Here is a 12,178-nt window from a genome sequence, read left to right on the forward strand (position 1 = left end):
TAAAAAAGTACTACACATTATGACTACATGCCTTATCTGCCTTCAGGGTTTGTCGGGTTCAGGAAAAACCACCGTTGCTAACTTTCTGGCCTCAACCCTCAGAATTCCGGTTTTCCACTCTGACGTTGAGCGTAAAAAGTTGTTTGGACTCAGTCCGACAGCAGACAGCTCTCTTGCCAACCTTGATATCTACACAAAGGAAGCAACTGTACAAACATTTCAGAAACTTTATGAACTGGCTTTTAAGGAACTCTCTGTACGACAGTCCGTTCTGTTGGACGCTGCTTTTCTGAAACATCACGAACGGCTGCGGATGCAACAACTGGCCCGTGAAACCGGAACGCTCTTTCTAATCGTCAAATGTCAGGCTGCGCAACAGGTAATGATCAACCGCATAAAAACGCGACAAGTTCTTGGCAACGACTCTTCAGAAGCCAGTGAAGATCTGGTTCATAAACAAAAGCAATGGGAGGATGCTCTCACCAAAAATGAGTTACAAACGTGCATAAAAGTCTTCACGGAAGAAAAAAACTGGCAGGAAACTTTGCTCCGACGCATTTACCGCTATATTTCCTAGCGGCTTTGTCAGATTTCCGGACTGCCGGGCAGACTCGTCTATAGTTACGTCTATAGTTACAGGGTATTAGAGAAGAACCAAATCTGACATTCCGTAATATCAAAAAAATTTCATATCGGACTTAGGGGCGCAGCATTCAATAACTTACCGGGCTTTTGGCTGTTGGCTTTTGGCTATTAGCTGCTCATACAGCCAACCGCCAAAAGCCAACAGCGGTATATTATGTTCTGCTGCTTCCCTTAATATCGGACTTAAAGAGTTTGACCCAGGGAACCAATATGGCTACCGACCTGATTGAATTAAAAAATTTAGGAAAAACTTCGGTTCAGTGGTTGAATGCTGTGGGCATTCGAACACTTGAACAACTCCATGAAACAGGTTCTGTTGCGGCATACTGTAAGGTCAGGGACAGAGGTTTCAAGGTTTCCAAAGTTCTGCTTTACGCCATGGAAGGGGCCCTGATCGGCAAGCACTGGAATGACCTTGATGAAGAGTACAAACAGCGCCTGCTGAAAAAGGTCGACCAATTTCCCGCCAGTTAACCCGCCTTTCCTCCAGAACACACCGGGCATTCCGGGTCAGTTTCCAGAGACAGGGTCTGCCATTGCATGGCTTGAGCGTCAAACATCATTATACGTCCGCTGAGACTTTCTCCAAACCCGGTAATCAACTTTATAGCTTCGAGGGCTTGCAGGGTGCCAATAGTTCCTACCACTGGCCCCAGGATACCGGATTCTGAACAAGTCAGCTCTTCCGCCTCTTGCTCTGAATAAAGGCAACGATAACAGGGGGCGTTATCCTGCCAGCGGTCAAAGACAGCCAACTGTCCATTCAGGCGAATAGCGGCACCAGACACCAGGGGGACACTGGCTTGAACACTACAGCGATTGATAGCAAAACGACTGTCAAAGTTATCGGTAGCATCCAGTACAACATCAGCTTGTTCCATTATCTCCGTCAACGCTGCTTCATTCAGCTTTGTCGTGACCGTATTCACCTGAATACCAGGATTAATGGCACTGATTCTCGCAGCAGCAGCATGAACTTTGAACTGTCCGACATCATCCGTTGAAAAAGCAATTTGCCGTTGCAGGTTGGTCTGATCGACAACGTCCGGGTCTACGATGGTCAGCTGTCCGACACCCGCAGCCGCCAGATAAATAGACGCAGGGCAACCGAGCCCGCCCATACCCACAATCAGTACATGGGAATCCAGCAGCTTTTCCTGCCCTTCAATATCAACCTGCGGCAGCATAATCTGTCGGCTGTAACGTAACAACTGGTCGTCATTCATCATTTAAACAGTGGAACCTTCTTAACAAGCTTTTCTACAGGGTTTTAATCAAGCAGGGATAGTCGAGCAAGAGGTGTTTCTCTGCCACAGAGCAGATTGCCCTGCGCCAGAGAAAACAGCTATTTATCAGGCTTCTGATTCGACAAACTCAGCGTAAGCTTCAGCATCCATCAGTTCGGACAGTTCCCCCTGATCAGACAGTTTGATCCTGAAAAACCAGCCTTCATCATAAGGGTTGCTGTTAACGGTTTCCGGAGCTTCTTCGAGTGCTTCGTTGACAGCAATGACCTCACCGGATAATGGCGCGTAAATTTCAGAAGCAGCCTTGACCGATTCAACAACGCCCGCTTCATCACCAGCGGCCAGAGTAGAGTTAACTTCCGGTAACTCCACAAATACCACATCTCCGAGCGCTTCCTGGGCATGTTCGCTAATACCGACGGTCGCGGTGCCATCGTCTTCAAGCCGAACCCATTCATGAGAGTTAGCAAAGCGCAATTCGGAAGGAATGTTACTCATCAAATTTTCCTCTGGTCGCCCGGACTGCATCCCACAGCCATTTTCAGCCCTGGCTGCTGCGAGCAGTCCGGATTTTATATTGTTCTTGAATAATGAAAATGAAGCATTCTAACGGTAATTTCGGGTTACAGCCAATACAACAGGCACGCAATAAAAAGGAAGCTTTCCCTGCCCACCTATACATTTGCGACTATTCTATGCAAACTGACTAAATAACAACATATCAGCTAATCGAAAATGACTGTTCATCGTATTTGCCAACTCAACATAGAAGCTCTGACCGAGCTATCGGAACTGCTTAAACAAATCCCTGACGAGTTTTTCACGGCCAGACTGTCAGAGTATTGCGGGCCGGTTGGTTCTCAGATCAGGCATATTATTGAGTTTTATAAGGGCTTTCTTCAGGGGCTGGATCTGGGGTCCATCAATTATGACAACCGCCCAAGAAATTCCAGCCTTGAAACATCCTGTGATGAAGCCCTGGGACAGATTGATATGATCTGCCACCATCTGGCCCTGCTGGACGATCAGTATGAAGCTCTGGATTTTCAGGCTTGTGGCGGCGCTGACCAGACGATTTCCACCACCAGCAATATGCACAGAGAGCTGCTGTTCCTTCACAACCATACCGATCATCACAAGGCCATCATCACTCTACTGCTTGAACCGACCGGCTTTAAACTGCCTGACAACTTTGGACTGGCACTGGCAACCAGAGTTTACCAGCAGAACAAAGCCCTGCCGGACTAAGCAGCAGGACGATGGAAATCCTGAAAGCTTTTTGCTCCGGCAGTCCCCAGGTATTTGCTCAGGGTTCGGTTATCGACCCTGGTCAGGTCAACAATAATCAGGCCATCCAGCGCATTGTTAAAGGCAGGGTCAACATTAAAGGCTGCCAGTTCACCGCTCAGTTTCAGGTATTGTTTAAGCAGGACAGGAATGCCTTTGTTGTCTTTTTCAATCTGCTGCACCAGTGTTGACAACTTATCCACATCATTCAGCCCCTGTAGATGATCCACACTCCAGAACTGACCCTTGTGTGATTTCAGCGGAGTGGTTGGCTGTACCAGTGACTGCAAAGCTTCATCAGAGTTGTTTATCGACAGACATCCAGCCATCAGCTGGCGGGAGATTTCACTGTAATGGCTGCTGATACTCACTGGGCCAAACAGCACCTTGTAACGGGGGTTAGCCACGACATAAGCACCAATCCCTTTCCAGAGCAGCATCAATGCTGTCAGGCTTTTCTGATATTCAGGCCGGACAAAAGAGCGCCCCATCTCCAGGCTGCACCCAAGTTTATGAAGAAAGTCAGCGTGATAGCGAAACAGGCTACGGGAGTAAATACCATGCAGCCCCTGCGCCCGTAGAATCTGATCCACCTGCCCGATACGATAAGCTCCCACCACTTCCTGTTGCTTTCTGTTCCAGAGAAACAAGTGCCGATAATGGTCATCATAGCGGTCAATATCTATTTCCAGCCCAGTCCCTTCTCCCACTTCCCTGAATGTCACTTCACGCAGCCTGCCAATCTCGGGCAAAATATGAGGCAATTGACGTTTTGTAGCGCAGAACACCGCCATTTCGTTCTTTTCCAGAAGCAGTGTGTCTTTGGGTAGTTGCTCAATATCCTTCTGCAACAGGGTTTTATCAACAGGACTGGCAATACCTTCAACTGGTCGTTCTTTTTTCTTTTCAATTTTTTTCAACGTCATACTGCCCGGGCTATGCTTATCCGAACGACTTTTACCCGAACTATGGTTGTCAGAGCTATGCGTCGACATGGCATAAGTGTGCAGCCGCAGATAGTTGGTTACAGCGCTGTCGGAATCCAGAGTTTCATAACTGGCGGGCTCAAGGGTTTTGCCAATCCGAAAACCGATGGTATGGCCTTTTTTGTTGATCAGCTCTCGTACCAATCTGACCGTTCTCAGTCTGGAATGAATCATACCCAGTGCCTGAAACAGCCAGCCATTACGGCCTTCAACAAAGACCGGAATCACTCTGGCCCTGGCTTGTCTGGCAATTTTTGCCGCCGTTATCCGCCAGGTGGGATCAGTCACCTGTTTAAGATGCCTGTTAAAGCTGGACACTTCACCAGATGGAAACATAAGCAGTAAATGTCCATCGGATACCCATTGCTGAGCTTCAGCAACCGCTGCCGTGTTTTTTTGGCGGGCATTTTTGCTGAGAACATCGACACCAATGAACAACTCTCTCAGCTCGGGGATCTGCCGGAGAATCTCGTTGGTCAACACCTTCACATCTTTACGTCTCTGTAGCAGTAACTCAGCCAGTGCTATGCCTTCAATGCCACCATAAGGATGATTTGCCACCACAACCGCAGAACCTTCAGCGGGAATCCTTTCCAGACCTCCGGAAACGACCTTATGCTGAACCTGAAAAATATTGAGAACCCATTTCAGGAAACGGTGGCTATCGTAGTCATTGATACCCTTTTTCCTGTAAAGGCTGTCGAGCGTTCTTAAACCCAGTAGCCATTCTGCTGCCAATTCCGGAATACCCGACCGGGTTTTGCGCGGAAGACGAAAAGGAGATTGTTTGCTAGCCATCCGGATTCCCTTGTTAGTGTGGTTGTAGTCCGGCTTATGAAATGCCTGCCTCTATAATGAACAAGCCAGCTTACATGGACAAGCGTAGGCAGAAAAAATGACAGGATGGTTAAGGCAGGATGAAACTCTCGTTAAAGCCGGGCAAAGCATAAGGCCTGTCCGGCTTTAACCATCGGGCATTGAGATTATCGGAACAGTATTCGCTTAACAGCGTTGTCGGTACCAAAAAACTCCATGGCTGTCACAATCAACGATGCCGCGAGCACACCGCAGGCGTTATAAAAAAGTAAACCTCCATCTTCGCCAGTCACATTACCCATTTCATCAAACTCCGGCATGGCAATGCCCAGTGGTGTAAACAGGTGAAAAAATACGGCTCCCAGCATCACACCACTGGCAATAGATGCTCCATAAAGGCGTGAGGGTGCAAAAAACAGCATAATGGCGGCAATCAGCTCAACTGTACCTACCCCATAAGCGCCGTAATCAGCAAACCATTCAAGACCCGCCCAGGCTCCCAGAGTGCTGAAGATATGGATCGTTTCATAGGCGTCCGTAAATTTGAAGAACAACGACTGAATAAAGACGACTGCCACATAAATGCACAAAATCCATTTGACCGCATTTTTCATAGGCCAACCCTCCTTTACTGATCAAGCATTTTAGGCCAGTTTTCATCAGCCTTTTGGATAAATCCCGGAATATCTTTAAGCCATTTTTGCTGAACACTGTTGTCGTAATTCAGGTAAAGCTTACCATCGACAATTTTCCAGTAATTGGGATCACCGGGGGCTCTCTGCATCTTGGCAGCCACCGCCCAGGCACAAAAACCACCGTACTGGGGCCGGTATTTATCCGGATTATTTTTGAAGAGTTTCAGGTTTTCAGCTGAATCAAAATACCACTCAGCATCCATATATTTGAATTTGAACTTTGCTTTACCTTTTACAGCTTTATGTTCTGTGAAGTAAGCAACCGTATCGTAACCACTGACAGCCTTGTTGCTGAACCAGCCAGTATAGATATTATTGCCAGCCCAGGCCGTTGAACCAAGAAACAGCATTATCACACCAAAAAGTTGTGCCATAGCGTTTTTGCTCCGTTATCATATCCTGTGGTCAGGCTATTCCGTATCCGGATACCTTCGAACCAGTTTTCGCTCATGCTTCCATGCCTGCAACAACTGTTTAAAGGAAGGAGGTCGAAATCCCCGGCGCCGATTCACCCATCCTAGTTGAAACAGTGTCCGGTATTGATAAAACAGAACCCGATACACTTCTTTCAACGTACTGCGACTGTCCCAGATATGGGCGGCTTCACTGCTGGCACCATTAATTTCAAGTATATAGTAGTTTTCGCCATTCATAAGAGAATTGATATCTCTAAATCGAATATCTATTCGGCCGTAATAATATTCTGGCAACCCGTTAGCAACTTCATCAAAAGCAGCTTCCAGCCCGGGTGTTATAAATTCCCTGCCATCTCTGAAAATACATCCACGGGAATGACTGCCAGCGAACGTTAACCTGAAAGGTTGTCCTTCAGGTAACACCTGTTCGAGCAGTTGGTAATGACGCTTGAAATATAAGGGCGTCAGCTGCCCTGCCCGTTCATCATTCTGGATTAACTGCCGCAGTGTATCTTTACCATTGCCTATCACGTAGGGCGGATATTTCAGGGTAATGGAAAAAATCCTGCCTTTTTTCTCCCCTGGTTGGCGAATATAAAAAATGCCAGCTTCCGCTTCGTAAGGCACCAGCTGTTGCAATATGACCTTTCCTTCTCTGGGAAATGCAGCAATATAATCTTTCAGCTCCCTGGCAGAGCGGACAATTCTGACACCAGCCCCCCGACAGCCGATATCAGGCTTTGCAACCAATGGGTAACTCAGGCCAACCGTCTGCATTCGTTGCCGGGCCTGAAATTCAGCGTCCTCTGGCGATTGCCATTCAGACAGTACACACCAGTGCGGTATCTTTTCTCTGGCCTTTCCTTTCGCCATGGAAAAAATATCATTTTTGGATTCCCCCACCATACCACTGAGATGGATGCCAGGATTACTGTTCAGTGGCAGGGTAAAGCCACGGTAACGAACAGCCAGCCATAGCGCCTGCAATACAACGGGAATGTAAATAACAAAACCCGGCCAGAATTCAAAAAAAGAAATCGGCCGCTCCCGTTTTTCCAGTTTCGGCATACCGGAATGAATTTTCTTATCCTGAGCGGTTGGCCGGATAAACGCCTCAATCTGGCGGTCACTTTCAGTCATGTTCATATCAATCAAAAAAACCTTTGTTCACTTTTATTTTTTTATGACCAAACACAAAAAGCCCTGCCAGCAGAGGGATTAAAAGCCATTTCCAAAGACCAAGTTCAGACCAGAACAGAGCTCCAACACTAAACACGCCGTAAAACACGACAGCAGTCCAAAGTAATGACGCTAAAAAGACCAGAACTGTGAAATGTTTCCAGGGAAGTTTGAAAAAACCACAGGCAGTATAAACCGGAAGCCTTAAGCCAGGGATAACACGCACCAGCAAAACTGTCGTCGTCATTTTTCGCTGGAGCCAGCCATGAGCCCGATGAACCGCATTAATATCAAGAAAAGCAGTGAGACTCGGGATACGATTCAGGTAACGCCCCAGTACATACAAACCAAGATCACCGGTAAAAATCCCCAGAAACAGTGCACTAAACGCCAGCTGCGTACTGATCAGCCCGTCCGCCCCCAGCAGGGCTGCCGTAAGAATGGCAGCATCTTCCAGAATATAAGTACCAATAAGAATGAACAACGCCAGCAGCACTGGATTGTGCGCAACACTTAATAATTGTTCATAGAGAAACGACATCAGGCTTTCCCGTTCAAAACGGCCGTCAATTTTTCGCCACAGATAATCAGGTTATAACGAGGGGAGCCTCAGATTCAATTCGAATTGGCAAAATGCTATCCGTCAACCGCTAAACCATAATGATTTTTACAACACCTTTCTTCTCAGGATTAAACACCATGACCGCAAGGATTGCTTTATTTTTGTCATTAGCAGCATTCAGTAGTTTATCTCAGGCTCAACAAATCGATGGTTCCATCCCCCCTCGCCTGGTCACTGACCGGATTATTGTTCAGTACCACCCTGTGCCAACCTATGGAAATGCCATAGCATTTATTAAACAGGGGATTACCAGCGGTGCCTTTGGTGTTGCGGCTGGTAAGCAGAAGGATATTCTGGACCTTGGTTCAAGCGTAAATATTAACGATGCCACAATATTGGCCAATAGCCTTACTATTGACCCTCAGGTGGACTACGCCGAGCCTGATTACATCATGCAGGCCATGCAAATCCCAACCGACGCACGCTTCAGTGAACAATGGAACCTCAAAAACCCGGTTTCCGGAATCAACGCACCAGCAGCCTGGAATATCACAACCGGTAGCGAGGAAATTATTGTCGGAGTTGTTGATACCGGTGTCATAAAGCATTCAGACCTTGTGACTAACGTGGTAGATGGCTATGACTTTATCAGTCACCCATGGATTGCTAACGATGGCGATGGTAGGGACAATCATGCCAAAGATCCGGGTGATGCTATTACCCAGATTGGTGCCTGTGGCTCTGTTAATGGTGTGCCTATTCCAAGCCGCCCGATGGACAGCAGCTGGCACGGTACCCATGTGGCAGGCACTATCGCTGCATTATCCAATAATAATAAGGGAGTCAGTGGTGTTGCCTGGACTACCAAAGTTATGCCCTTGCGAGCACTGGGTCGTTGTGGCGGCTACTCCTCTGATATCGTTGACGCCATGCTCTGGGCAGCCGGATTTGAAGTCTATGGCATGCCCAGAAATCCAAAACCGGTTAAAGTCCTTAACCTCAGCCTTGGCGGCAGCGCTGTAACCTGCCCCAGGATTTATCAAAACGCTTTCAATAAACTGGCTGAAGCTAATGTTTCCGTTGTAGTGGCCGCCGGTAATGAAAACAGGAATGCAGCACTGGCAACCCCCGCTAATTGTGACAATGTCATCACAGTGGCTGCCATAGACAGAGAAGGCAACCGCAGCTGGTATTCCAACTTTGGTGCGAAGGTGGATATCGCCGCCCCCGGAGGAGAAACCATGAACCTCGCCAACGGCATTTTATCCACCTCCAACAACGGAACCACTTCACCCAATCTCGATAACTATGAGTACTATCAGGGTACCAGCATGGCGACTCCTCACGTCGCTGGTGTTCTGGCATTGATTTATGCGGTCAATAAATCGCTCACCGCAGCCCGGGCTAACCAGATCATTCTTGATACCGCCCGGGCATTTCCGGCCGGAACCTGCAACAAAAGTCTTTGTGGCGCAGGGTTGCTTGATGCCGGAGCGGCTGTACTCAAAGCACAACAAAGTAAATGACGAACAGACATTCTTTTACTAGGTTTTAGTTAAAAGGTGACGAAATCAGCCTGACCGTTTCAGCAGTACTGTCAGGCTTCAGTTATTCCATGGAGTGGAATTTTGAAAACACAACTGCTGCCCTCTGTTCTGGCCTCCTCCCTGTTTTTTGCCCTGAATGCCCATGCTGATCACCAGGCACAGGAATCGGAAGATGATGATTTTCTCGATTTCAGTCTTGAAGAGCTGATCTCACTGGATATTCCCGATGTCACATCAGTGTCCCGCAAAAAGCAGCGGTTAATGGACTCAGCAGCGGCTATTTATGTCATCACTTCCGAAGATATCCTGCGCAGTGGCGTGACCTCAATTCCTGAAGCCCTGCGTATGGTGCCCGGCATGCAGGTCGCCCGGCTAAACGGAAACATCTGGTCCATCAGTACCCGGGGGTTCAATTACATCTTTGCTAATAAACTGCTGGTGCTAATAGATGGCAGAACCGTTTACTCTCCACTGTTTTCAGGCGTGAACTGGGATGTTCAGGACACCCTGATGGAAGACATTGACCGTATCGAAGTGATCAGGGGGCCGGGGGCGGCGCTCTGGGGAGCCAATGCGGTTAACGGTGTCATTAATGTCATCACAAAAAAGGCGGCTGACACCCAGGGTAACCTGGTTTCTTTAGGAGCTGGTAATGAAGAAAAGGCTTTCGGCGCCTATCGTCATGGCGGTGAGTTCGGAGAAACCGGCTTTTACAAAGTTTACGTTAAAACCTTTGAACGGGACGGTCTGGCAAAAGCAGACGGCTCTGACGCCAATGATGACTGGAAAATGAAACGGGTCGGTTTCAGGGCGGAGTGGAAGCCCGCTGCGGATACCGACTTCACGCTGCTTGGTGATATCTATGAAGGCACCACCCGGCCTGCTTTAACAATCTTTAAAAACGACGAGCCTTACGCTGGCGATAAAGGCATGCAGACGTTTGAAAATACAAGTCGTGACCAGAGGGGAGGAAACCTGATTGCCCACTGGAAGAAAACCCTGAGTGATACCGAAGACTATTCATTAAAAGCGGTTATCGATGACTACCAGAACTTTGACTACCGTGTCACTGAAAAAAGGCAGTCCTTCGATCTGGAGTTTCAACATTACTTCCAACCCATTGAGAACCATGACCTGGTCTGGGGACTGAGTTTTCGCAGGACCTGGTATCAGATGAGTGATATGAGATACATCATTCACCGGGATGAAAACGGGCAACCAAAGGATTCCCGCCAGGATAATTTATACAGTCTGTTTGCCCAGGATGACATTACCCTGAACCATCACTGGAACGTATCATTCAGTGCCCGTTATGAACACAACGAGTTTACCGGCAAAGAGTTTCAACCCAATGCCAAGCTGACCTGGAAGGTCAATGACAACAGAACACTCTGGGCTTCTGTCTCCAAAGCAGTCAAAACGCCTTCTGTCAGTGAGACCTCGGTCTATACCGACAACATTACTTTTTTCGAGGCGGACTTTGACATCCCTTATGCGGAGCGCAAAAAAGTGCTCGCCATTACGGACAACAGAGACCTTGAGTCTGAAAAGTTAACCGCCTTTGAATTAGGCTACCGGGAGCAGTTTGGCTCATCCTTTCGCCTCGATGTCACCGGCTTTTACAATCGATACAGTGATATCGTCGCTTATGTAGCCCAAACCAGCTGCCCTGATGGGTCACCCATCATTGGCGGTTTTATATGCCCTACAACAAGATCTAATTTCTACCGTCTGCCCTCAACATTAATCAACGGAATTGACGCCACAACCTATGGACTGGAAACCGTTGCCGACTGGCAAGTAAAAGACTGGTGGAAACTGCAACTGTCCTATAGCTGGCTGCAGGTAGACGCATCACCGAATACCAGCAATCCCAACCTGCAATTCGCACTCAAAGGCAACGAAGAACTTATTGAAAACCTCAGTGCCAATCACACAATGAACCTCCGTTCCAACATGAACCTGTCACACCAGTGGTATTTTGATGTCTGGATAAGAGGAATCAGTAATATGAAAAATGCCAATGTGCCGGGTTATACGGCGCTGGATGTAAGGCTTGCCAAAAAAGTAAACGAGAATCTTGAATTCTCACTGGTGGCTCAAAACCTCTTTGACAAACAAAGGGATGAATTCAACGAAATTTTCAGCGGGTTAAGCGCCACAGAGATTGAAGAATCCTGGTATGCGCAAATCCGCTGGTCATTTTAAATCGGATGAAGGAGGACTGCTTCATGTCGATTTTTACCAATGCTTCAGCCAAAGCAACCATAAAAGTAACAACCAAAGTAACGATCATCAGTCTGGTATCTGCAATCCTGTTCAGCTTTCAGCTCAATACAGCCAGGGCTGCCACATCGCCGGAAGATAAAATTAAAACCGCTATCATTTTTAAACTCACCAAGTTCATCAGCTGGCCAAAAAAGACACAAAGTCTGACCATCTGTGTTCTGGGTGAAGGCTCTATCAACAATGAACTCCATAAAATCAATCGCAAGAACACGATGGGAAGGCGATTGTCAGTCACTCACAGAAACGCTAACTCTCCGTTCGAAAAGCTGTGCGATGCCTTGTTTATCCATAACATCGACAATGTCACGGTCAAATCGGTTCTGAAACGACTGGAAGGCAAACCGGTTCTCACCATCAGTGATATCCGATCCTTTGTGGACTATGGTGGCATGATTGGCCTGAAACGTAGTGGTAAAAAAATCAATTTCTCCATTAACAATACTTCCGCAACCAATGCCAACTTAAACATCAACTCCAAACTACTGAAGCTGGCTAAGACTGTGAAGTGA

The 12,178-nt window shown here is 47.5% G+C and carries 13 protein-coding genes; 6 read left to right on the forward strand and 7 right to left on the reverse strand.

What is annotated here, in order from left to right:
- The first annotated feature begins 19 nt into the window (after positions 1–19).
- Together NX720_RS07985 and NX720_RS07990 are read left to right on the forward strand one after the other, a co-directional pair.
- Positions 20–577, forward strand: a complete 558-nt coding sequence (locus NX720_RS07985) for an AAA family ATPase (RefSeq protein ID WP_262600556.1) — start codon at positions 20–22, stop codon at positions 575–577.
- Positions 578–855: 278 nt separating this feature from the next.
- The gene (locus tag NX720_RS07990) at positions 856–1,119 is read left to right on the forward strand and encodes a TfoX/Sxy family protein (RefSeq protein ID WP_262600558.1); all 264 of its coding nucleotides are present in this window, start codon (positions 856–858) and stop codon (positions 1,117–1,119) included.
- On the opposite strand, the gene NX720_RS07995 is transcribed toward NX720_RS07990, so the two are convergent.
- Both NX720_RS07995 and gcvH read right to left on the reverse strand, forming a co-directional pair.
- Positions 1,116–1,874, reverse strand: coding sequence for a HesA/MoeB/ThiF family protein (locus NX720_RS07995; RefSeq protein WP_262600560.1), 759 nt, complete (start codon positions 1,872–1,874; stop codon positions 1,116–1,118). The two genes, NX720_RS07990 and NX720_RS07995, sit on opposite strands and share 4 nt — an antisense overlap.
- 123 nt (positions 1,875–1,997) lie before the next feature.
- Positions 1,998–2,390 carry a glycine cleavage system protein GcvH gene (gcvH, locus tag NX720_RS08000; RefSeq protein WP_262600562.1) on the reverse strand — a complete coding sequence of 131 codons (393 nt, stop codon included), beginning with the start codon at positions 2,388–2,390 and terminating at the stop codon, positions 1,998–2,000.
- 237 nt (positions 2,391–2,627) lie between these two features.
- Here gcvH and NX720_RS08005 point away from each other — a divergent pair, with 237 nt between their 5' ends.
- Positions 2,628–3,140 carry a DinB family protein gene (locus NX720_RS08005; protein ID WP_262600565.1) on the forward strand — a complete coding sequence of 171 codons (513 nt, stop codon included), beginning with the start codon at positions 2,628–2,630 and terminating at the stop codon, positions 3,138–3,140.
- Here NX720_RS08005 and NX720_RS08010 read toward each other — a convergent pair.
- The 5 genes from NX720_RS08010 to NX720_RS08030 form a co-directional block, all read right to left on the reverse strand.
- The gene (locus NX720_RS08010) at positions 3,137–4,963 is read right to left on the reverse strand and encodes a lysophospholipid acyltransferase family protein (protein WP_262600566.1); all 1,827 of its coding nucleotides are present in this window, start codon (positions 4,961–4,963) and stop codon (positions 3,137–3,139) included. The genes NX720_RS08005 and NX720_RS08010 overlap by 4 nt on opposite strands.
- 185 nt (positions 4,964–5,148) lie before the next feature.
- Complete coding sequence (locus NX720_RS08015) at positions 5,149–5,595, reverse strand: MauE/DoxX family redox-associated membrane protein (protein ID WP_262600567.1); 447 nt, start codon at positions 5,593–5,595, stop codon at positions 5,149–5,151.
- Positions 5,596–5,609: 14 nt separating this feature from the next.
- Entirely contained in the window at positions 5,610–6,050 is a 441-nt protein-coding gene (locus NX720_RS08020) for a YHS domain-containing (seleno)protein (RefSeq protein WP_262600570.1), read from the reverse strand.
- A 36-nt stretch (positions 6,051–6,086) separates the two neighbouring features.
- Positions 6,087–7,238, reverse strand: coding sequence for an ATP-grasp domain-containing protein (locus NX720_RS08025; protein WP_262600571.1), 1,152 nt, complete (start codon positions 7,236–7,238; stop codon positions 6,087–6,089).
- 1 nt (position 7,239) lies between these two features.
- A complete protein-coding gene (locus NX720_RS08030) occupies positions 7,240–7,812 on the reverse strand; it encodes a DedA family protein (RefSeq protein WP_262600573.1) in 573 nt (190 codons plus the stop codon).
- Positions 7,813–7,970: 158 nt separating this feature from the next.
- Between NX720_RS08030 and NX720_RS08035 the strand changes: the two genes are divergently transcribed.
- From NX720_RS08035 to NX720_RS08045, 3 genes are all read left to right on the forward strand, one after another.
- Complete coding sequence (locus tag NX720_RS08035) at positions 7,971–9,359, forward strand: S8 family peptidase (RefSeq protein ID WP_262600574.1); 1,389 nt, start codon at positions 7,971–7,973, stop codon at positions 9,357–9,359.
- A gap of 102 nt (positions 9,360–9,461) precedes the next feature.
- Positions 9,462–11,588: a TonB-dependent receptor plug domain-containing protein gene (locus tag NX720_RS08040; RefSeq protein WP_262600576.1), complete on the forward strand. Its 2,127-nt coding sequence runs from the start codon at positions 9,462–9,464 to the stop codon at positions 11,586–11,588.
- A gap of 23 nt (positions 11,589–11,611) precedes the next feature.
- Entirely contained in the window at positions 11,612–12,178 is a 567-nt protein-coding gene (locus NX720_RS08045) for a YfiR family protein (protein WP_262600577.1), read from the forward strand.

Source organism: Endozoicomonas euniceicola, assembly GCF_025562755.1.
GTDB classification, from domain to species: Bacteria; Pseudomonadota; Gammaproteobacteria; order Pseudomonadales; family Endozoicomonadaceae; genus Endozoicomonas_A; species Endozoicomonas_A euniceicola.

Bases quoted from the DNA above. Each gene is read 5' to 3' on its own strand.
- NX720_RS07985 (WP_262600556.1), top strand. From the start codon at position 20: ATGACTACATGCCTTATCTGCCTTCAGGGTTTGTCGGGTTCAGGAAAA.
- NX720_RS07990 (WP_262600558.1), top strand. From the start codon at position 856: ATGGCTACCGACCTGATTGAATTAAAAAATTTAGGAAAAACTTCGGTT.
- NX720_RS07995 (WP_262600560.1), bottom strand. From the start codon at position 1,874: ATGATGAATGACGACCAGTTGTTACGTTACAGCCGACAGATTATGCTG.
- gcvH (WP_262600562.1), bottom strand. From the start codon at position 2,390: ATGAGTAACATTCCTTCCGAATTGCGCTTTGCTAACTCTCATGAATGG.
- NX720_RS08005 (WP_262600565.1), top strand. From the start codon at position 2,628: ATGACTGTTCATCGTATTTGCCAACTCAACATAGAAGCTCTGACCGAG.
- NX720_RS08010 (WP_262600566.1), bottom strand. From the start codon at position 4,963: ATGGCTAGCAAACAATCTCCTTTTCGTCTTCCGCGCAAAACCCGGTCG.
- NX720_RS08015 (WP_262600567.1), bottom strand. From the start codon at position 5,595: ATGAAAAATGCGGTCAAATGGATTTTGTGCATTTATGTGGCAGTCGTC.
- NX720_RS08020 (WP_262600570.1), bottom strand. From the start codon at position 6,050: ATGGCACAACTTTTTGGTGTGATAATGCTGTTTCTTGGTTCAACGGCC.
- NX720_RS08025 (WP_262600571.1), bottom strand. From the start codon at position 7,238: ATGAACATGACTGAAAGTGACCGCCAGATTGAGGCGTTTATCCGGCCA.
- NX720_RS08030 (WP_262600573.1), bottom strand. From the start codon at position 7,812: ATGTCGTTTCTCTATGAACAATTATTAAGTGTTGCGCACAATCCAGTG.
- NX720_RS08035 (WP_262600574.1), top strand. From the start codon at position 7,971: ATGACCGCAAGGATTGCTTTATTTTTGTCATTAGCAGCATTCAGTAGT.
- NX720_RS08045 (WP_262600577.1), top strand. From the start codon at position 11,612: ATGTCGATTTTTACCAATGCTTCAGCCAAAGCAACCATAAAAGTAACA.